Annotated in this window: 17 protein-coding genes and 1 pseudogene; 13 read left to right on the plus strand and 5 right to left on the minus strand. The window is 70.2% G+C overall.

Translation table 11 applies throughout. From position 1 onward, the window contains the following. Nucleotides 1-43: 43 nt before the first annotated feature. Nucleotides 44-364, minus strand: a complete 321-nt coding sequence (locus JGU66_14750) for a hypothetical protein (GenBank protein MBJ6762031.1) — start codon at nt 362-364, stop codon at nt 44-46. A 61-nt stretch (nt 365-425) separates the two neighbouring features. Continuing rightward, nucleotides 426-2,066 (minus strand): sigma 54-interacting transcriptional regulator, encoded by a 1,641-nt coding sequence (locus tag JGU66_14755; protein ID MBJ6762032.1) that lies wholly within the window; start codon nt 2,064-2,066, stop codon nt 426-428. A gap of 158 nt (nt 2,067-2,224) precedes the next feature. Here JGU66_14755 and JGU66_14760 point away from each other — a divergent pair, with 158 nt between their 5' ends. Next, nucleotides 2,225-3,445, plus strand: coding sequence for an RtcB family protein (locus JGU66_14760; protein ID MBJ6762033.1), 1,221 nt, complete (start codon nt 2,225-2,227; stop codon nt 3,443-3,445). A 167-nt stretch (nt 3,446-3,612) separates the two neighbouring features. Next, entirely contained in the window at nt 3,613-4,629 is a 1,017-nt protein-coding gene (locus tag JGU66_14765; GenBank protein MBJ6762034.1) for an RNA 3'-terminal phosphate cyclase, read from the plus strand. A 3-nt stretch (nt 4,630-4,632) separates the two neighbouring features. On the opposite strand, the gene JGU66_14770 is transcribed toward JGU66_14765, so the two are convergent. Continuing rightward, nucleotides 4,633-5,364, minus strand: coding sequence for a DUF2807 domain-containing protein (locus tag JGU66_14770; GenBank protein ID MBJ6762035.1), 732 nt, complete (start codon nt 5,362-5,364; stop codon nt 4,633-4,635). A gap of 127 nt (nt 5,365-5,491) precedes the next feature. Between JGU66_14770 and JGU66_14775 the strand changes: the two genes are divergently transcribed. Together JGU66_14775 and JGU66_14780 are read left to right on the plus strand one after the other, a co-directional pair. After that, nucleotides 5,492-5,746, plus strand: coding sequence for a hypothetical protein (locus JGU66_14775; GenBank protein ID MBJ6762036.1), 255 nt, complete (start codon nt 5,492-5,494; stop codon nt 5,744-5,746). Between the two features lie 20 nt (nt 5,747-5,766). Further along, the gene (locus JGU66_14780; protein ID MBJ6762037.1) at nt 5,767-7,143 is read left to right on the plus strand and encodes a sigma-54-dependent Fis family transcriptional regulator; all 1,377 of its coding nucleotides are present in this window, start codon (nt 5,767-5,769) and stop codon (nt 7,141-7,143) included. A 12-nt stretch (nt 7,144-7,155) separates the two neighbouring features. On the opposite strand, the gene JGU66_14785 is transcribed toward JGU66_14780, so the two are convergent. Then, nucleotides 7,156-7,815: a hypothetical protein gene (locus JGU66_14785; GenBank protein ID MBJ6762038.1), complete on the minus strand. Its 660-nt coding sequence runs from the start codon at nt 7,813-7,815 to the stop codon at nt 7,156-7,158. Between the two features lie 194 nt (nt 7,816-8,009). Between JGU66_14785 and JGU66_14790 the strand changes: the two are divergent. From JGU66_14790 to JGU66_14810, 5 genes and pseudogenes are all read left to right on the plus strand, one after another. Beyond that, nucleotides 8,010-8,927, plus strand: a pseudogene (locus JGU66_14790) (DNA-binding response regulator). A 165-nt stretch (nt 8,928-9,092) separates the two neighbouring features. Then, nucleotides 9,093-9,842, plus strand: a complete 750-nt coding sequence (locus JGU66_14795) for a YebC/PmpR family DNA-binding transcriptional regulator (protein ID MBJ6762039.1) — start codon at nt 9,093-9,095, stop codon at nt 9,840-9,842. 26 nt (nt 9,843-9,868) lie between these two features. Next, the gene (ruvC, locus tag JGU66_14800; protein MBJ6762040.1) at nt 9,869-10,450 is read left to right on the plus strand and encodes a crossover junction endodeoxyribonuclease RuvC; all 582 of its coding nucleotides are present in this window, start codon (nt 9,869-9,871) and stop codon (nt 10,448-10,450) included. Continuing rightward, nucleotides 10,447-11,061 carry a Holliday junction branch migration protein RuvA gene (gene ruvA / locus JGU66_14805; protein MBJ6762041.1) on the plus strand — a complete coding sequence of 205 codons (615 nt, stop codon included), beginning with the start codon at nt 10,447-10,449 and terminating at the stop codon, nt 11,059-11,061. Before ruvC ends, ruvA begins: the two co-directional genes overlap by 4 nt. 234 nt (nt 11,062-11,295) lie before the next feature. Next, entirely contained in the window at nt 11,296-12,777 is a 1,482-nt protein-coding gene (locus tag JGU66_14810; protein ID MBJ6762042.1) for a hypothetical protein, read from the plus strand. A 12-nt stretch (nt 12,778-12,789) separates the two neighbouring features. On the opposite strand, the gene JGU66_14815 is transcribed toward JGU66_14810, so the two are convergent. Then, a complete protein-coding gene (locus tag JGU66_14815; protein MBJ6762043.1) occupies nt 12,790-13,875 on the minus strand; it encodes a hypothetical protein in 1,086 nt (361 codons plus the stop codon). Nucleotides 13,876-14,055: 180 nt separating this feature from the next. Here JGU66_14815 and ruvB point away from each other — a divergent pair, with 180 nt between their 5' ends. The 4 genes from ruvB to JGU66_14835 all read left to right on the plus strand — a co-directional run bounded on the left by ruvB (nt 14,056) and on the right by JGU66_14835 (nt 19,113). Continuing rightward, on the plus strand, nt 14,056-15,090 hold the full coding sequence (ruvB, locus tag JGU66_14820) for a Holliday junction branch migration DNA helicase RuvB (protein MBJ6762044.1): 1,035 nt from the start codon (nt 14,056-14,058) through the stop codon (nt 15,088-15,090). Between the two features lie 16 nt (nt 15,091-15,106). After that, the gene (locus JGU66_14825) at nt 15,107-16,591 is read left to right on the plus strand and encodes a hypothetical protein (protein ID MBJ6762045.1); all 1,485 of its coding nucleotides are present in this window, start codon (nt 15,107-15,109) and stop codon (nt 16,589-16,591) included. A 417-nt stretch (nt 16,592-17,008) separates the two neighbouring features. Next, nucleotides 17,009-17,953, plus strand: a complete 945-nt coding sequence (locus JGU66_14830) for a UDP-3-O-acyl-N-acetylglucosamine deacetylase (protein ID MBJ6762046.1) — start codon at nt 17,009-17,011, stop codon at nt 17,951-17,953. A 56-nt stretch (nt 17,954-18,009) separates the two neighbouring features. After that, a complete protein-coding gene (locus JGU66_14835; protein MBJ6762047.1) occupies nt 18,010-19,113 on the plus strand; it encodes a thioredoxin domain-containing protein in 1,104 nt (367 codons plus the stop codon). The last annotated feature ends 2 nt before the right edge of the window (nt 19,114-19,115 follow it).

Consider the following 19,115-nt stretch of genomic DNA (forward strand, 5'->3'; position numbering starts at 1 on the left):
CCGCGCCCCGGTGTCGTCACCGAGCCTTGCTCAGAAATCGTGCTCAGTTGAGGCAGGTCTTCGCGCAGTACGGCGCGGAGCCCACCCCGGTGTTCGGGTCGAACTCGCCGGGGCAGCACTTGAACCCCGAGGAGCACGCCGAGCCGCCAGCGTCGCAGCGGGACAGACAGGAATGGAACACGCACGTCGTGCCAGGGCTCGTGCAGTACAGCCCCGTGGCGATGTCGCAGTACTGCACGCCCTGCTCCGTCTGGCCCACCTGGGGGGCTTCATCCGACGGCGTCACGGGGCCACCACAGCCCGTCAGGGCGGCGGCCAGGATGAGGGCGAGGACTCCAAGACGACGTGCGCTGTGCGTGTGCATGCTGCCTCCAGGGGAAGTGTTGCGCTCGGGAGGCTAGCGGGAAATCCGGATAATCAATACTTCACCCATCATCGGGAGCGTTCTCCTCACGGCCACTGGCGTCCTGCCAGGTGAGGCCGAAGCGCGCGAGGTACTTCCGGAGTCGGTCCGCGTCGTTGACGCTCTTCTTCTGGGCCCGTGAGCGCGCGAAGAGGGAGCGCCCCGCATCGGAGAGCGACCGAGCCGCGCGGCACACGCCGAGCACGTCCTCGAGCTGCACGCGATCGAACCGGTCGAGTTCCGCCGCGAGCGATGCGCCCAGCACCTCGGTCACCCGGTCCGAGCCCGCGGCGACGGTGCCGCTGGGCTGCCACTTCGCGCGCAGGCGCTCCAGCTCCTCATCGACCACGTCCCGCGTGATGCGGCCGCCCGAGGCGAGCGTGGCCATGCGCAGCACCGCGGCGTTGAGGTCGCGGAAGTTGCCGGACCAGCGGCCCTCGGAAGAGGTGGCGAAGCGGAGGAAGTGCGCCTGCGCTTCCTTGTTCATCGTCACGCGGGAGCCGAGTGCCTGGGAGGCTTGCTCCAGCTCGAACTGGAGGTTGGGCGGGATGTCCTCCGGGCGCTCACGCAGCGCGGGCAGGCGGAACGTCCACAGGTTGATGCGGGCCAGCAGGTCCTCGCGGAAGCGCCCGCGCTCCACCTCCGCCAGGAGGTCGCGGTTGGTGCCGGCGATGAGCTGGAAGTCGCTCTCGGCCTCCTTGTCCGCGCCCACCGGGAGGAAGCGCTTGTCCTCCAGCGCGCGCAGGAGCATGGCCTGCTCGTCCGCGCCCAGCTCGCCAATCTCATCCAGGAAGAGCACGCCGCCGTGCGCCTGCTTCAAGAGCCCCGGCCTGTCCGCGAGCGCGCCCGTGAAGGCGCCCTTCACGTGGCCGAACAGCGCGGACATGGCGGCGTCGCCGCGCAGCGTGGCGCAGTTGAGGTCCACGAACGGTCCGCTCACCTGTCGCCGCGTCTTCTTCAGCGTGAAGATGCGGCGGGCGAGCTGCGACTTGCCCGCGCCGGTGGGGCCGGTGAGCAGCATGGGCGCGCGCGACTGGAGCGCCACCTGCTCGATGCGCTCGATGAGCCGATTGAAGGCGGTGTTGCGCGTGTCGATGCCGGCCTTGAGGAAGGCGAGTCCCTCGCGCTGCTCCTCGCGGAAGCGCGCGGCCAGGGCGTCATAGCGAGACAGGTCCAGGTCGATGAGCGTGTGCGTGCCCGGTCCACTGCGGTCCCTCCCCGTGCCGGGCGTCATCTGGATGAGCTTGCCGGGGATGTGGCGGCTCTCCACCAGCAGGAACATGCAGATCTGCATGATGTGCGTGCCGGTGGTGATGTGGACGAGGTAGTCCTCTTCCTCGGGCTGGAAGGAATAGGTGCGCACGTAGTCGAGCAGCGCGCAGTAGGTCTCCTCCAGGTTCCACGGGTCGCGGATGTCGAGCGGCGTGGCGCGCACCTCGGTCTCCGGCGACACCTGGGCGATGTCCGCCTGGACCGTGGCGCAGACAAGCCCGGCGCTCGGCGGATGCAGCAGCTCCAGCCGGTGCACCACCAGGTCCTCCTGCTGGCACATCGCCACCGTGGGCCGCCACTTGGTCCAGCGGTGCGGCCCCTGTCCCGTGTCCAGGGTCGTCCCGAGCATTCCCAGCACGACCGTCCTGCGCGCCCGCGTCTTCTGAGCCATGAGGATAGGACTTTATCCCAATGGATAGGATTGCGGCGCCTCATTCCAGCGCCTCCCTCGGGAGCGCGGTTGGCACGCCGGCTGCTCTAGGCCTCCCCCGTGACTGGGACGCAGCGCCCGGCGGACGACGAAAGGTGAAGGACATGAGCCGCGAGAACATGGGTTACGAGGTGCTGTCGGACGAGGCGGGTCGCCCCATCAAGGCGTGGACGGTGGGGGTGCCGTTCGAGGATGAGGCGAAGCAGCAGCTGCGCAACCTCCGAGGCCTGCCGTTCATCCACAAGTGGGTCGCGGCCATGCCGGACGTGCACCGCGGTTATGGCGCCACGGTGGGGAGCGTGGTGCCGACGGTGGGCGCGGTGATCCCGGCGGCGGTGGGTGTGGACATCGGATGCGGGATGATCGCCGTGCGCACCACGCTGCGCGCGGATCAGCTCCCGGACTCGCTGAAGGCGGTGCGCTCGGCCATCGAGCGGACGGTGCCGCACGGCCGTACCGATAACGGTGGCCCCAATGACCGAGGGGCGTGGCGTGTGGCCCCCAAGGGTCACCAGGAGGCGTGGGCGAAGCTGGTGACGGGATACGACGCCATCGTCGCCAAGCATCCGCGCATCGGCCGAGGCCCGGAGCTGGGGCACCTGGGAACGCTGGGAACCGGGAACCATTTCATCGAGCTGTGTGTCGATGAGTCCGACGGCGTGTGGCTGATGCTGCACTCGGGGTCCCGCGGGGTGGGGAACCGCATCGGGAGCTACTTCATCGAGCGAGCGAAGGAGGACATGCGTCGCTGGTTCGTGAACCTCCCGGACGCGGACCTCGCGTACCTGCCCGAGGGAACGACGCTCTTTGACGACTACGTGTTCGCGGTGGGATGGGCGCAGGACTTCGCGGCGATGAACCGCGAGCTCATGCTGCGCTCCGCGGTGGAGGCGCTGCAGCGTTGCAACGAGCTGCCGCCGTTCGAGCTGTCCGAGTCGGCGGTGAACTGTCACCACAACTACATCTCGCGTGAGCACCACTTCGGGAAGAACTGCTTCGTGACGCGAAAGGGCGCGGTGCGGGCGCGCGCCGGGGACCTGGGAATCATCCCCGGGAGCATGGGAGCGCGTTCGTACATCGTCCGCGGGAAGGGAAACGCGGACGCCTTCGAGTCGTGCAGCCACGGCGCGGGCCGGGCGATGTCGCGTGAGGCGGCGAAGAAGCGCTTCACGCTGGATGACCACGCGAAGGCCACGGCGGGAGTGGAGTGCCGCAAGGACGTGGATGTGATTGACGAGACGCCCGGCGCCTACAAGTCCATCGATGCGGTGATGGCGGCGCAGGCGGACCTGGTGGAAGTGGTCCACACCCTCAAGCAGGTCGTGTGCGTGAAGGGGTAGTCCCACCCTTTGCTCACCTGCCCAACGCGGAGGGTTCCATGCCGGGATGACAATGCCGAGGCGCCCGCTCCCTCCGAGACCGCAAGGTCGCCAGGTTGGGGGAGCGGGCGCCGCTATTTCAGGAGAGGACTTGCACCCGCGTGAAGGGCGGCGGAGGAATACAGGACATGCTGACGATTGATGGATCCAAGGGAGAGGGGGGCGGGCAGGTGCTGCGCACGTCGCTGGCGCTGTCGCTGGTGACGCGGACGCCGTTCCGCATGGTGAACATCCGCGCCGGGCGCGAGAAGCCCGGCCTCCTGCGCCAGCACTTGACCGCCGTGAAGGCCGCGGAGGCGGTGGGCGCGGCGGAGGTCTCCGGCGCGGAGCTGGGCTCGCCGGAGCTGACGTTCGAGCCGCGCGCGCTCGCGGCGGGCAACTACCACTTCGCGGTGGGCTCGGCGGGCAGCGCCACGCTGGTGCTCCAGACCGTCTTGCCCGCGCTCCTCCTGGCGGAGGGCCCGTCGTCCCTGCGGCTGGAGGGTGGGACGCACAACCCGGCGGCGCCGCCGTTCGACTTCCTGTCCAAGGCCTTCCTGCCACTCGTCCAGCGGATGGGGCCGCGCGTGGAGGCGACGCTGGATCGCCCCGGCTTCTTCCCTGCCGGAGGGGGCCGCTTCCGCGTGGACGTGCACCCCGCGAAGCTCCAGCCGCTGCACCTGCTGGAGCGCGGGCGGGTGGTGCGCCGCGCGGCGGTGGCCACGGTGTCGGGCATCCCCTTCGACGTCGCGCGCCGCGAGCTGGACACGGTGGCGGACATCCTCAAGCTGCGCCCGGACGAACTGCACCCGAACGAACTCAAGCGCGGCATCGGGCCGGGCAACGTGCTGCGCGTGGAAGTGGAGAGCGAGCACGTCACCGAGGTCTTCACCGCGTTTGGCTCACGCGGCCGGGCCGCCGAGCACGTGGCCGAGGAGGTGGCGCGCGAGGCGAAGCAGTACCTCGACGCGGAGGTGCCCGTGGGCGAGCACCTGTGTGATCAACTCCTGCTCCTGCTCGCGCTCGCCCGAGGCGGCAGCTTCCGCACGCTGCCGCTGGATGGCCACGCGCGGACGCAGATCGACACGATGGCGCACTTCCTCGACGTGAAGGTGTCCACGCGCGAAGTCAGCCGGGAGGTCCACGAGGTGGAGGTGCGCGGGTAGGACTTACTCGAGCGTGAGCGACGCGCCGCCGCTCATGTTCGAGGACAGCACCTGGGGGCTCCCGGAGACGTACACCGCCACGGCGCCGGAGCCGTTGACCCCCAGCGTGCCCCAGACGTGCATGCGGACGTGGGACCTGCCGCTGGCCGTGAGCGTGGCGTCCCGCGTCGCCAGCTCCCGGGCTTGAAGCCGGGTGTCGCCCGACAGGCTTCCCTGGAACCGGGCGGCGGTGCCTTGGAGGCTCGCGTCCACATCTCCGCTCAGGTCGACGAGGAGGTTGTCCACGGCGAGGCCCTCGGCCTTCACCGCGCCGCCGCCGCTGGCCTCCAGCTCGAACGTGCGGCCGGTGACGTCTCCACGGAGTTCCACGGAGCCTGACCCCGAGCGTGAGAGCGCCTGGAGCACGGGGACGCGCACCTGCACGCGGAGCGGATGGCTGGACGTCCAGTTGCCGGGGAAGGAGACGCGCAGGGTCCGGTGGTCCTCCACCCTCGTGCGCACGCGCGCGACGAGGTTCTCGTCTCCCAGGACGCGCACCTCGACGGGCTGCTCCGGGTCCACCACGACGGTGGCCTCGATGTCGTCCTCCACGGACAGCGCCAGGAATGCGCCCGGCTGACGGGCCTCCTCGGTCCAGGTGCCGTTCCCCTGGATGGAGGGGCCGTCGCCGCAGCCCGCGAGGAGTACCCAGAGGAGGGTCATGCCCAACCGTGTCGCGTGCCGTCTGCTGTCCATGGGGTGTCCTGTGTCTTCGCGCGTGCGCGCCTGTTTCTGGGCGCTGGAACACCCAAGCTTCTGGCAAGTGTCACTGCCCTCCGGGGTGGGGTGCGGCGCCAGGATGCCCCGCGGGGCAGTGGTTGCTATGAAGCGGGGCGTGTCCGACGTCACCGATTCCGCCCCGACCGACCTCGACGCCGCGCTCGCCCGGGCCAGCGCGGAGCTTCAGTTCCCCAGCTACTACCAGGCCTGTGTGCGCCCGCTCTTGCGCAACCCCGAGGGACACTGGCCGAGATGCTGTGGTGGTGGATGTGAGCCGTGCGCCCAGACGCTCATCCAGGTGGCGCTGCGCACGTTGGAGCTGATGGGCACGCCCCGTCAGGCGCCCCTCCCGGATTGACCTTCGGCACCGAGCCCCACATGAGCCCGCCCGCGCACTCCCTGTTGCTCGTCGACGATGACTCCGCCTTCCGCAAGGTCTATGGCGGTCTGCTGCGCCAGGCTGGCTACGAGGTGGTGGAGGCCGCGGACCGCGCCTCCGCTCGGGCGGCCTTCGAGTCCCGGGCCTTCCCGTTGGTGCTCCTGGACCTGATGCTCCCGCCCGATGGCAGCGTGTCATCCGGGCTGGAGCAGCTGGGGGCACTGCTGGGCGCGCGGCCTGGCTGCAAGGTCATCGTGGTGTCGGGCGTGGGCGACACGCGGCACTCGCTGGAGGCCATCCGACTGGGGGCGTACGACTTCCTCACCAAGCCTGTGGATCCGGATGTGTTGCTCGTGGTCGTGCAGCGAGCCCTGGCGCGCGTGACGCTGGAGCGGCAGGTGGAGAGCCTGCGCTCATCGCTGGCGCACGCGGGCGCGGAGGCGGCCATGGTGGGGCAGAGCGCCCCGTTCCTCGCGGCCGTGTCGCTGGCCGAGCGCGTGGCGGTGAGCGACCTGCCGGTGCTCGTCACGGGCGAGAACGGCACGGGCAAGGAGCTGCTCGCGCGCACCGTGCATCAACGGAGCCGGCGCCGCACGGGCCCGTTCGTGCCCGTCAATTGCGGAGCGCTGGCGGAGACGCTGCTGGAGAGCGCGCTGTTCGGCCACGTGAAGGGCAGCTTCACCGGCGCCACGCGCGACCACCGGGGCCTCTTCATGGAGGCGGATGGCGGCACGCTCTTCCTCGACGAGATTGGCGACATGACGCCCGCGCTCCAGGTCAAGGTGCTGCGGGCGCTGGAGACGGGTGACTTCCTCCCGGTGGGAGCGGACGCGCCGGTGCACGTGGACGTGCGGCTCATCTCCGCCACGAACAAGGACCTGGCGCGCATGCAGCAGGACGGCACGTTCCGCGAGGACCTCTTCTGGCGCATCAAGGGCGTGGAGATCCGCCTGCCCGCGCTGCGCGAGCGCGCCCTGGACTTGCCCGTGCTGGCCAAGCACTTCCTGAACCAGTGCGCGCACCTGTGTCCGGATGGCCGGGCGAAGCTGTTGTCGGACGGAGCCTCGGAGGCGCTCAGCGCGCACGCGTGGCCTGGGAATCTGCGCGAGCTGCGCCACGAGATGCAGCGCGCCACCGTGCTCGCGGGAGAGCGCCGGGAGATCCAACCCGAGGACCTCTCCTTCACCGGCGCCGAGCGCGCTCGCCCCGCTCAGCCTGGAGGCAGCACGCTCGCGCAGAAGGTGGAGGCGCTGGAGCGGCGCGAAATCGAGGAGGCGCTCCGGCGCTTTCAGCACAACCGCACGCACACCGCCGAGGCGCTCGGGCTGTCGCGCCAGGGGCTCCTGAAGAAGCTGGAGCGGCTGGGCCTGACCTGAGCGCCGTGAGTTTCAGAACAGGCGCGTGCCCAGTCCCACGCGGGCGTTGAAGCCCAGGCGCGTGTGGCCCAGGCCGCTGCGCGCCTGGAAGGTCTCCACGCCCAACTGCCCCGCGGCGAGCAGCGACACGTTGTCGCCCAGGTACAGCTCGACGCCGCCGCCGCCCAGCGCCTGGAAGCGCCGCTTCGCCTCGTGGCCCAGCCCGAAGTCGAACGGCAGATCCACCAGCCCCAGCAGCGCCGCCGTCTCGCCCATGCGCCAGCTCGCCACCATCCCCGGCGACACCCGCATCAGCACGCCCGAGAAGTTGTCCGAGTCCAGGTACGTGGCCCCTGAGTTGAGCACCACGCCCACGCCCAGCACCGGCGCCAGTCGCAGCGCGCCGCGCTCCAGCACTTCCTTGCGCGCCGCCAGCTCCAGCGTCGCCGCGACCTTGAACCAGTCGAAGCGGGCCCGCGCCTCCATCTCCAGTCCGCCAATTCCCTGACGGAAGCCCGCGCCCACCTCGGGCGCGCCCATGTAGCCATACAACGCGGTGGCGCCCGCGGGCAGGGTGGCCGGGCCCACCACCGAGCCCAGCGGATCATCCGCGGTCCGGCTCGGCTCCGCGCCCTCGGCGGCGGACACGGTGGGCACCAGCAACACGCACAGACACAACGCGAGGCGATTCATGCGCCCACCCTACCTTGGGGGCTGCATGACCGGAACCCGACGCTTCCTCCGACTTGAGTGCTCCTTGCGTCTCTGTCAGGCTTCGCTCGAAGAATTAGGAATCCATGTCTGCCAGTTCTCACCGCGCCTCGCATCCAGACGTGCCGCTTGCTTCCTCGGCGCCGGAGTCCTCCGCGCGTGAGGCTCCGGGGTGGGTGCTGCGGGTCGGAAGCGCGAGCGCGGCGACCTCGGAGCTGGCGTTGGCCCTCGTCACGGCGGGCTTCGCGACCGTGGAGGTCGAGGGGCTGCGCGACGCGCTCGTCCTGCTGCTGGGCGAGGGGCCGCTGCCGGGCTTCGTGGTGGTGGACACGGAGCTGGTGGACGGAGACGGCTTCAGCCTGTGTGGCCAGCTCCGCGCGGAGGCTCGGACGGCGCACGTGCCGGTGCTGCTCGTGGCTCGGCGCGAGGAGGAGTTCCACCGCGACCTGGCCGGCGGAGTGGGCGCGGATGACTACCTGGCCGAGCCGTGGGTGGAAGACGTCGTGGCGCTCGCCCGGCTGCGCTCGGGGCACCGCAGCGCGGACGCGTCCTTCACCTCGGACACCTCGCTCCTGCCGCTGACGCACGTGGCGAGGGCGCTCCTGGCGGGAGTGCGCTCCGGGCGCGTGACGCTGTCGGAAGGGGAGGGCTGGTTCGCGTTCCGTCATGGCCTGCTGGTGGACGCGGCGTTCCACGGCGAGCGCGGCAGCCAGGCCTTCCGCCGGCTCCTGTGCTTCGGCGCGGGCGTGTACTCGGTGGTGTTCGGCCCGGAGCTGCACAAGGGCTCGTTCACCATGGACCGGGCCTTCTTGTGCGAGCACGTGTTGCCGGGGCTGGCGCGCTTCGATGCGCTGCGGGCTCGGGGGCTGCCACTGGCCGCGCGGCTCACGGTGGACTTCGCGCGGCTCGCGAAGCACCTGCCCACGCTGCCCGAGGACGTGGGCGAGGTGGTGCGCTTGTTCGACGGGCGGCGCACGCTGCGCGCCATGCTGCTCGACTGTCGCTTCCCCGAGGCCGTGGCGTACGAGGCGGCCACCCGCTTGTTCATGCTGGGCGTGCTGGTGCCCGCGTGCTTCGTGGAGGAGCGCGAGCGCGTGCACCAGGGCGCCGGGGCGCCTCGCCTCTTCGAGCCCGAGCCCGTGCCCGAGTCCCCCGAGCCAGCGGGTTCGTGAAGGTTTGACTCGGCGGCCCGCCTCAGGGCAGAAGGCCGGACAGGGTTGCACTCCCACCGCTGAGCACCCGCGAGAGGCGACGCTGCCATGTCCGGTCACAACCGTTGGTCGAAGATCAAGCGCCAGAAGGCCGCGATGGGCGCGACCAAGGGCAAGCTCTACTCCAAGGTCATCAAGGAGATCACCGTCTCGGCCCGCATGGGCGGAGGCGACCCCGCGGGCAATGCGCGGCTGCGCGTCGCCATCGCCGCGGCGCGCGAGGCCAACATGCCCCGCGACTCCATCGAGCGCGCCGTCAAGAAGGGCACCGGTGAGCTGGAGGGTGAGAGCTACGAAGAGGTGACGTACGAGGGCTACGGTCCCGGCGGCGTGGCCCTCATCGTCGAGTGCCTCACCGACAACCGCAACCGCACCGCCAGCGACGTGCGCTCCATCCTCGGCAAGTGGGGCGGCAACCTCGCCACCGAGGGCGCGGTGGGCTGGATGTTCCACAAGAAGGGCGTCATCACCGTGAAGCCCGGGCCCACCGAGGACGCGGTGATGGAGAAGGCGCTGGAGGCGGGCGCCGAGGACGTGCTCGGCCAGGGCTCGGATGGCTTCGAGGTCCGCACCGCGCCTTCGGACCTGCACACCGTGGCCGCCAGCCTGGAGACCGCGGGCCTGGGCCTGGGCGAGCAGAAGTGGACCTACGTGCCGCAGAACACCCTCAAGGTGGACGGCGACAACGCGCGCAAGGTCCTGCGGTTGATGGACGCGCTCGAGGACAACGACGACGTGCAGAACGTGCACGCCAACTTCGAGATCGACGAATCCCTCATGGAGTCGCTGTCCCCCTAGCGCGGGCCGCGGAAAGGACGATGCACGTGCGCGTGCTTGGCGTGGACCCTGGCAGCCGCTTCATGGGCTACGGGGTGGTGGAGGACAGGCGTGGCAAGCTGGTGCACGTGGGCCATGGCGTCATCAAGGTGCATGAGTCGGCGCCGCTGGCGGATCGCCTGCGCGACCTGCACCACGCGCTGAGCGAGGCCATCGCTCGCTACAAGCCCACGGCGGTGGCGGTGGAAGGCGTGTTCACCTTCCGCAATGCGCGCAGCGCGCTGGTGCTGGGACATGCGCGCGGCGTGGCGCTGCTCGCGGCGGCGCAGGCGGGGCTCGCGGTGCATGAGTACCCGCCGGCCCGGGTGAAGAAGTCGGTGGGCGCGGGCGGTGCGGACGGCAAGGACGCGGTGGCGCGCATGGTGCGCACGTTCCTGGACCTGGACGCCTCCACGCTGGAGCGCGCGGACGCCAGTGACGCGCTGGCCGTGGCGCTGTGTCATCTCAACCAGGGCCGTGCCGGCATTCCGTCGGCGGGCTCGTCAGCGAGTCGGGGCAAGCGCAAGGGCGCGGCGTCGTTGCTCGCGGAGCGGCTGGCGCCCGCCTACAAGCGCCCGGAGACGCGATGATTGCCCGGCTGCGTGGCACCGTGGTGGAGAAGGGACTGGAGGACGCCGTCATCGACGTGAACGGCGTCGGGTATCGGGTGAACCTCTCCACGCTCGCGCTGGGGAAGCTTCCCGCCGACGGCCAGCCCGTGGACGTGCGCATCCGCACCGTGGTGCGCGAGGACGCCTTCGAGCTGTTCGGCTTCCTCACCGTCGCCGAGGAGGAGGTGTTCCTTCTTCTCAACGGCGTGTCGCGCGTGGGCCCGCGCATGGCCCTGTCCGTCCTCTCTGGGATGGAGGTCGCGGAGCTGGTGACGGCGCTCGCACGCGGTGAAGTGGCCCGGCTGGCCAAGATTCACGGTGTTGGAAAGAAGACAGCCGAGCGGCTGGTGCTGGAACTGAAGGACAAGGTGAAGTCCATTCACCTAGAGGCCGTGGCCCGGGGCGCCGCGGCCCCCACTCCCCAGGTTGGCGGTACGAAGTCCGACCTCGTCTCCGCCCTGCTCAACCTGGGCTACAAACCACCCCAAGCGGAGAAGGCCGCCGAGTTGGCCAGTGAACGCTTGGGTCCTGACGCGACGTTCCAGGCCCTCTTTCGCGAGGCCCTCAAGGCGTTGCGCTCAGGCGGTTGAAGTTCGGGACTCCGAGCAGAACCCGCACAAACTTCCATTCCAGTTAAAGTGGAAGCGGTTGGAGGTTGGACGGCGCGGGTGTCGAGGTGGACGCACGGTCGGATTGGCACGCAGGCTCTCGGACATGCCAACGGGTCCGAAGCCTGAGGGTTGCTGATGAATTCCGCCGGGGATGTCACTTTGCAGCCCGGACGGTGGAGGGGAGGGCTTCCACCGTGGACAAGGAGTCTCGCGATGATGGCGTGGCGTGGTGTTCATGTCCTCGTTCCGTTGCTGGCGGGCTGTGGGGTGGGATGTGGCCCCATGGGTTGGGATGACGGGCTCCCAGGCGTGGGGGTGGAATCCCAGGAGCTGGACGCGGAGAGCTGCACCCGTGCGCCGCGCCGCGTGGGAGACGCGCCGCCGGATGGGCCGCCGGGAGGTGGGAAGCCGGACCTGTTGGTGTTGGGGGTCGAGCAGCTCTTCTACTCGGCGGACGACGGCGTGCATGGTCGCGAGCTGTGGGCGAGCAACGGCGAGGACGCCAGCACGCGGATGCTGCGCGATGTGCGGCCGGGGCCCGCGGGAGGCACGCCTCGGTTCCTGAAGCGGGTGGGGCGCCAGGTCTTCTTCGTCGCGGATGACGGCGTGCACGGCCCCGAGCTGTGGAAGAGCGACGGGACGCCGGGCGGCACATTGCTGGTGAAGGACGTGCGGCCGGGGCCCGCGGGCAGCGCGCCCGACTGGTTCACCGAGGTCCGAGGCAAGCTCTACTTCACCGCGGACGACGGCGTGCACGGCCGCGAGCTGTGGGTGAGTGACGGGACCTCGGCGGGGACGGTGCTCGCGCGGGAGTTCGCCCCGGGGCCCGCGGCGCTGTACCTGGACGGGCTGGCGGTGTGGAACAACCGGCTGGTGCTGGTGGCCTCCGGCGAGCACGACGTGACGATCTGGGCGCTGGAGCCCTCGGGCGCGGCGCACGCGCTGTTCCGTGCTCCGGATACGTCGCTGGTGTTCTCGCTGACGCCGGTGGGCTCGCGACTGTTCTTCCTGGTGGATCCGGGCGACGGCGTCGCGACGCTGTGGGCCTCCTGGGGGCTGCCACTGTTCGCGTTCCCCTTGCGGCGCTTCCAAGGGGACTACCCGGCCTCGCTCACGCGGATGGGGGACGCCGTCTACTTCATGGCGGGCGCCGAGGGCTTCTGGGGCGGGCCGGGCGATGGCGTCCATGGCGGCGAGCTGTGGAAGAGCGACGGCACGTGGCTGGGGACGCGGATGGTGAAGGACATCCGGCCTGGGGCGGAGTCGTCCTTGCCCTCGGGGCTCGTGGTGCTGGATGGGAAGCTGTACTTCTCCGCGGACGACGGCGTGCATGGCCGCGAGCTGTGGCGCAGTGACGGCACGGCCTCGGGCACGCGCTTGTGGGCGGACCTGGAGCCGGGCCCCGTGGGCAGCGCGCCGGAGCAGCTGACGGTGGTGGGCGACACGCTCGTGTTCTCCGCGGCCACGCCGCAGCGCGGGCGCGAGGCGTGGCTCACCGAGCACCTTCCGTCCTCGTCGCGGCGCCTGACGGACATCGCGCCGGGGCCCGCGTCGTCGAATCCGCACGGCTTCGTCGGGCTGGGAGGAAACGTCTACTTCGCGGCCACGGACGGCACGGGCGACGACGCGCTGTGGTCACTGTCCCTGCGTGCCATGCCTCGGTGCGTGGAGGCGGTGGCGGCCGAGGTGCGCTGAGCGCCTCGCGGCTCAGGCGGCGCGGCGGGCAGCAGGCGTGGGGCGGATGTCTCCCTCGTTGGGCGCGGGCAGCACGACCGAGGGAGCCAGTCCCGGCGCGAGCAGGTGGGACGTGAGGAGCGAGGACGGGTGGAAGTTGATGTACGCGCCCTCGACGGCGGAGGGCCCGGCGAACAGCTTCTCCACGACCATGGACGTGTACTGCTCCAGCGAGTCCTCGCGCGTGTTGCCGTTGAGCACCACCTCCCACCCGAGCTGCTCGGCGAAGCGGCGCACGCCGGGGATGTGCGACTGGAGCGGCGTGTAGCTCTCCGTGCACACGCCGTTCTCGCTGACGACGAACACCTCGCGCGCGTTGGCCACGGCCAGGGACATGTTCCCCTGGGTGTGGCCCGGCGTGCTGAGGATGGCGGCGCCCTGGCCAAGCCACGCGTCGCCGTCGAGCAACACCACGCGCTCCTCGGGGACCTCGGCACCGCCGGGCACGAACCACACCTGCTGCATGGGGTGCAGGTGCTTCACCAGCTCCCACTCGGCGCGCTGCACGAGCAGCTTGGCGCGCGGGAAGAAGCCGGGCTGGCCATCACCGCCCAGCCAGCCGCGCAGGTCCTGGATGTGGAGGTGGTCGAACGCGAGGTAGTCCACGTCGCCGGGCGTCAGCCCCAGGCGCTCCAGGTGGCTCTGCACGGTGCCGTGGCGCGTGGACATCACCTTGTCGGAGAGGAAGGCGCCGTAGCGCTCCCGCAGCGCGCGGTAGAAGGGCGCCGCGTAGCCGCGCTCGTAATCGGTGGGGTTGAAGAGGAGCGTGCGCAGCTGCCCCGTGCCCGCCTCGACGAACTGCACCACCTGCATGCGGTTGGTCATCATCACGTACGGCGCGGGAGACATGGCCGCGCCGCTGAAGGCGAAGAGGGTGGGGTAGGGGAACGTGATGAGGTCGCACGTGGCCACGGCCGCCACGGGGCCTTCGGCGGTGAAGGCCTCGCGGGCCTGGAGCGTGGCGCGCCGCAGCCGCTGCATGCGCAGTCCGTGGACGCGCTCGGCGCGGGCCTCGGCGAGGAAGGGGAGGGCACGGAAGGACACGGCGCTGGGGCTCATGGGTCGTCTCCCATACTCAAAGCGGGACACCGGGGGGGCCGGCGGTCTCGGGCGATGTCTGGAATATGGCAGAAGCGCAGGGGGCGGGTCTTCCGGAGGAAGCCTCCCGGCGCCCGACCTGCCAAGCCGCACCGCGCCAGATGTGCCGCGACATGCGCCCCCATCCTGTATAGGGTCGGCATGGTCATGGCGAGGAAGTCCGACACGCTCTCGGGGGCTAGCCAGCCGGAGGATGCCCGGCTCGATGCATCCCTGCGCCCACGCACCTTCGACGAGTACGTGGGGCAGGACGCCGTCGTGGAGAAGCTCAAGGTCTACGTGACGGCCGCGCGCGGCCGAGGCGATGCCCTGGACCACTGTCTGTTCTCGGGGCCACCGGGCCTGGGCAAGACGTCCCTGGCGCACATCATCGCCAACGAGCTGGGCGTGGGCGTGCACGTGACGAGCGGCCCCGCGCTGGAGCGCAAGGGCGACCTGGCGGGCCTGCTCACCAACCTCAACGAGCGCGACGTCCTCTTCATCGACGAAATCCACCGGCTCAACGCGGCGGTGGAGGAGTACCTCTATCCGGCGATGGAGGACTTCCGGCTGGACATCACCATCGACACCGGGCCCGCGGCTCGGGCGATGAAGATTGACTTGCCGCCCTTCACGCTCATCGGCGCCACCACGCGCACGGGCCTGCTCACGTCGCCCTTGCGCGACCGGTTCCAGATTCAGGAGCGGCTCGAATACTACGAGCCCAAGTACCTGGAGCTCATCCTCGACCGCTCGGCGCGCATCCTCGGGGTGCCGTTGGATCGCGCGGCGAGCCAGGAGATCGCCACCCGCTCTCGGGGCACGCCCCGCATCGCCAACCGCCTGCTGCGCCGCCTGCGAGACTTCGCCGAGGTGGAGGGCAACGGCCGCATCACCTACGCGCTCGCGCACGACTCGCTCAGCCGGTTGGGCGTGGACGCCAGCGGCCTGGACGCGATGGACCGGAAGATCCTGCTCACCATCCTGGAGAAGTTCGGGGGAGGGCCCGTGGGCGTGGAGACCATCGCGGCCAGCGTGGGCGAGCAGCGCGACACCATCGAGGACGTGTACGAGCCCTTCCTGTTGCAGGAGGGGTTCCTCCAGCGCACGCCGCGTGGCCGCACGGCCACGCACCGCGCCTACCAGTACTTCAAGAAGACGCCGCCCCCCAGCACGCCCCAGGGGAATCTCTTCTGACCGCCGCAAGGGACCCATGAGCCAAGCCACCGCCCCCGTGTCCTCGGCACCCCACGCTCCCCGGGACTTCTACGGGGACCTGATGCGCGCCACGCAGGCCGCCCGCGCCGGCTTCCTCGCCGAGCGCGAGCGCTGGCTGCGCGGTGTTCCGGTGGAGGGCCGCGAGCAGCTCCTCTTCGAGTTCGAGATGTGGCTGCGGGGCGTGGAGCGCTACCTGAACCTCCACAACGCGGTGGTGGACGTGCGCGCCCGTCCGCTCGTCACGCGCGACTTCCACGAAGAGCTCGTGGACGTCCGTGACGCCATGGAGCGCGCGGTGCGCGTCGCGCGGCACCTGCAGGACCCGGACAGTGATCCGAAGATGGTGTTCCGCAAGTACGTGGAGACCCAGCTCGCGGACGACCGGGTGCGCCGCCTGCTCATCGAGGAGGAGTTGGATCAGGTCACCCCGCCCGAGAGCCTCTTCGTCCTGCGCGAGGCCTTCGACGCGCTGAAGAACCTGTTGGACCACCTGCTGCAGTTGCCCGTCATCGGCCTGAGCCTCTTCCAGGACGTGGGCAAGCTGGCGCTGCGCGAGGTCGTCCTCAACCGCTACTTCCGGCCGTTCCGCCCGCTCGAGTTCCGCGTCGAGTACGACCGGCTGCGCTCGCTGCGACTGCTGGACTCGCTGGCCACGCTGCCCGAGGACACGCGGCCGCTCTTCACCACCGCGTTCCTGGGCCTGTTCCGCGTGCTGCACTACCTGGCGCATGTGGACGCGGAGGCGCAGCCGCCGTTCCCTCGGCGGATCCGCGTGCTGTTGGCGCTCGTGCGGGGGGAGTGCTCGGCGCTGGCCAACTACATGCACACGGAGCTGTCGCCCAAGGCCGGCCCCAAGCCGCTCCAGGCGGCCGCGCTGCGCGCCGCGCGTGACCTCGCCAAGGAGACGGACCGCATCGCGCGCGAAGTGCTCGTGGACCTGGACCGCGAGCCCGAGGCGCCGCGCCGCGCCGCCGATGCCTTCACCACCGTCCTGCGCGCGCAGGTGGTGGCGCTCGCCGAGGCCCTCTTCCCCGGCGCCGCGACGGGGGACGACGCCTTCGCGCAGCTCACCAGCGCGCAGGACGCCGCGCTGCGACTGCGCAAGGACCTGTGGGTCTACGCGCAGTTGTGCCGCGCGGCCGAGGCGCACCTGCGCGCCGACGACGTCCCGTCCGCCGAGCGCGTCCTGGAGGCGCTCCGCTCGTTCCTCGACTACTTCCACGACGGCGGCTACCAGCTGCTGCGCTACGCGGACTACGACGCGTTCGACCGCTTCACCTCGCTGCTGGTGGAGCTGCCCTGGCCACCCGAGGGCCCCGGCATCCGCAGCCGCCTCGCCGAGGACCTGCGCCGCTTCTCGCAGACCCTCGAGACGACCTTCCACGCGGTCAGCCGGCGCGCGCTGCTCCAGGGCCGAGGGTTTGATCGCCAGGAGGCGGAGGCCTTGCGCGACCGCTTCCTGCCCCCCGCGGCCCGCTAGAGCCCCCCTCACGGGTTTGCCTCGGCCCCGCCCGTTGCGATAGAGACCCGCCGCTGTTTCACCCAGGACACGCACTCTCCGCGAGGGCGTGGCATGGGGACGGGGCGAGGCGGGTCGGGTGATGAATCTCGGACACGGTTGTCACGGTGGCGCGGATGAATTCCGCATTTCTTGGCGAGGCCCTGCCGGAGAAGGGGCCGGAGGTGCCGGGCCGCGGCGCCAATTCGCTAGGAGTTCCAAGGGGTTGGTGGACACACCGGCTCGCTCGGGGGCGAGCGGCCTGTCACAGCGGGATGGCATGCTGATTGCTCTTGTGTGCGGCGCGTCAGACCACTGATGAACGGTAGGGCTCCCATCCGGCCCGGAGTCACACCCAGAGAGCGGCAGCAGCGACGCAGCCATCGAGGCGACACCCACATGTCCCAGTCCTTCCACAGCCAGCGCACCCTCTCTCAGACCGCCACTTTCCAGGGAGTGGGCCTCCACTCGGGTACTCCGGTGACGCTCACCCTGCGCCCCGCGCCGGCGGGCCATGGGATTGTGTTCGTGCGCACGGACCTGCCCCGGCCGGTGTCCATCCCCGCGCTGGCGGAGTACGTGGTGGACACGGCGCTGGCCACCTCGCTGGGCAAGGACGGCGTGCGGGTGGGCACGGTGGAGCACCTGATGTCGGCACTGGCGGGGATGGGCATCGACAACGCGCGCGTGGAGCTGGACGGGCCCGAGGTGCCCATCATGGATGGCAGCGCCGCCGTCTTCGCGCAGGTCATCCAGGAGGCGGGTGTTCGCGAGCTGGACGCGCCCCGCGAGTACCTCGTCATCAAGAAGCATGTGGCGGTGGCGGAGGGTGACAAGCAGGCCTCGCTCGCGCCGGCGCGCCGCTTCCGGATCAGCTGCACCATCGACTTCGAGCACCCCGTCATCCAGGGCCAGTCCTTCGACGTGGAGCTGAATGACCGCGGCTTCTCGCGTGAGATTTCCCGCGCGCGCACGTTTGGCTTCCTGCGCGACGTGGAGAAGCTCAAGAAGCTGGGCCTGGCGCGCGGCGGCTCGCTGGAGAACGCCATCGTGGTGGACGAGGTGGCCATCCTCAACCCCGAGGGCCTGCGCTTCCCGGACGAGTTCGTCCGGCACAAGATCCTCGACGCGGTGGGCGACGTGTCGCTCTTTGGTCGGCCTGTCATTGGACACATGACGGCCTACAAGACGGGCCATGCGCTCAATCACAAACTCGTGCGCAAGGTCCTGTCCGACCCCAGCGCATATGAGATTGTCACGGTGCGCCGGCCCGAGGCGGAGGGCATGGAGTTGACGATGCCTGGCCTCTCGGGTGGTCTCGAATTGGAGCCGCTGGTCGCGTAGTTCCATTTGCTTGCCAGCTCTGGGCGCCTCGACTAAGTCCGCGCCTTATGTCCTCTATGCGCCCCACTCGCGTCATTCTGGCCGCCGCACTCCTTGCGGCATCCCTCACCACTGGCTGCAACAAGGAGAAGGCTCCGGCGACTGCTCCGACGCAGGCGCAGACCGCGCCCGCAGCCGGTGAGATGGCTCCGGACGCCGTCGTCGCCACGTACGGCAACGGCCAGAAGGTCACCTTCTCCGAGCTGAACGAGCGCATCAAGGAGCCGCTCGCGAACCTCGACAAGCAGAAGTACCAGCTGCGCAAGCGGGGCCTGGAGGGCCTTGTCACGGAGCGCCTGGTGCAGGCCGAGGCGAAGAAGCACAACCAGACGGAGGACCAGTTCCTCAAGTCGGAGATCGACGACAAGATCCCCGCGCCTTCCGATGACAAGGTGAAGGAGGTCTTCGAGGGTGCCAAGGGCCAGCTTCCCCCGGGCGCCACCGTCGACCAGATGAAGCCGCAGATCGTCGAGTACCTCACCGGTCAGCAGAAGCAGGAGCGCGCGCAGGCGCTCTTCGACGAGCTCCGCAAGCAGAACAACGTGCAGTACCAGCTGCCCGAGCCCCCGCGCCCGGCCGCCGAGCGCAAGCAGGTGGCCGCGACCGGTCCGGCCAAGGGCCCGGCGAGCGCGCCCGTCACCATCGTGGAGTTCAGCGACTTCCAGTGCCCGTTCTGCAGCCGCGCCATCGCGACGGTGGACCAGGTGACGAAGACGTACGGTGACAAGGTGCACCTGGTGTTCCGCAACTTCCCGCTCGACTTCCACAAGGACGCGCAGAAGGCCGCCGAGGCCGCTCAGTGCGCCAACGACCAGGGCAAGTTCTGGGAGATGCACGACAAGCTCTTCGCCAGCCAGCAGCAGGGCCTGGGCGTGGACAACCTGAAGAAGTACGCCGCCGAGCTGAAGCTGGACGCGGCGAAGTTCGACAAGTGCCTGGACTCGGGTGAGAAGGCCGCGGTCGTGAAGGCGGACCAGGCGGACGGCGCGAAGGTCGGCGTCAACGGCACGCCCGCGTTCTTCATCAACGGCATCATGCTCTCGGGCGCGCAGCCGTTCGAGGAGTTCAAGAGCATCATCGACGCCGAACTGGCGGGCGGTCAGAAGGCCGAGCAGAAGTAGTT

The sequence above is a fragment of the Myxococcaceae bacterium JPH2 genome (assembly GCA_016458225.1).
Taxonomy (GTDB): Bacteria; Myxococcota; Myxococcia; order Myxococcales; family Myxococcaceae; genus Citreicoccus.

Excerpts from the sequence above, each read along its gene's own strand:
- JGU66_14765 (MBJ6762034.1), top strand. The coding sequence starts at position 3,613 with ATGCTGACGATTGATGGATCCAAGGGAGAGGGGGGCGGGCAGGTGCTG.
- JGU66_14815 (MBJ6762043.1), bottom strand. The coding sequence starts at position 13,875 with ATGAGCCCCAGCGCCGTGTCCTTCCGTGCCCTCCCCTTCCTCGCCGAG.
- JGU66_14750 (MBJ6762031.1), bottom strand. The coding sequence starts at position 364 with ATGCACACGCACAGCGCACGTCGTCTTGGAGTCCTCGCCCTCATCCTG.
- JGU66_14830 (MBJ6762046.1), top strand. The coding sequence starts at position 17,009 with ATGTCCCAGTCCTTCCACAGCCAGCGCACCCTCTCTCAGACCGCCACT.
- JGU66_14810 (MBJ6762042.1), top strand. The coding sequence starts at position 11,296 with ATGATGGCGTGGCGTGGTGTTCATGTCCTCGTTCCGTTGCTGGCGGGC.
- ruvA (MBJ6762041.1), top strand. The coding sequence starts at position 10,447 with ATGATTGCCCGGCTGCGTGGCACCGTGGTGGAGAAGGGACTGGAGGAC.
- JGU66_14770 (MBJ6762035.1), bottom strand. The coding sequence starts at position 5,364 with ATGGACAGCAGACGGCACGCGACACGGTTGGGCATGACCCTCCTCTGG.
- JGU66_14785 (MBJ6762038.1), bottom strand. The coding sequence starts at position 7,815 with ATGAATCGCCTCGCGTTGTGTCTGTGCGTGTTGCTGGTGCCCACCGTG.
- JGU66_14755 (MBJ6762032.1), bottom strand. The coding sequence starts at position 2,066 with ATGGCTCAGAAGACGCGGGCGCGCAGGACGGTCGTGCTGGGAATGCTC.
- JGU66_14780 (MBJ6762037.1), top strand. The coding sequence starts at position 5,767 with ATGAGCCCGCCCGCGCACTCCCTGTTGCTCGTCGACGATGACTCCGCC.
- JGU66_14795 (MBJ6762039.1), top strand. The coding sequence starts at position 9,093 with ATGTCCGGTCACAACCGTTGGTCGAAGATCAAGCGCCAGAAGGCCGCG.
- ruvB (MBJ6762044.1), top strand. The coding sequence starts at position 14,056 with ATGGTCATGGCGAGGAAGTCCGACACGCTCTCGGGGGCTAGCCAGCCG.
- JGU66_14775 (MBJ6762036.1), top strand. The coding sequence starts at position 5,492 with ATGAAGCGGGGCGTGTCCGACGTCACCGATTCCGCCCCGACCGACCTC.
- JGU66_14835 (MBJ6762047.1), top strand. The coding sequence starts at position 18,010 with ATGCGCCCCACTCGCGTCATTCTGGCCGCCGCACTCCTTGCGGCATCC.
- JGU66_14825 (MBJ6762045.1), top strand. The coding sequence starts at position 15,107 with ATGAGCCAAGCCACCGCCCCCGTGTCCTCGGCACCCCACGCTCCCCGG.
- JGU66_14760 (MBJ6762033.1), top strand. The coding sequence starts at position 2,225 with ATGGGTTACGAGGTGCTGTCGGACGAGGCGGGTCGCCCCATCAAGGCG.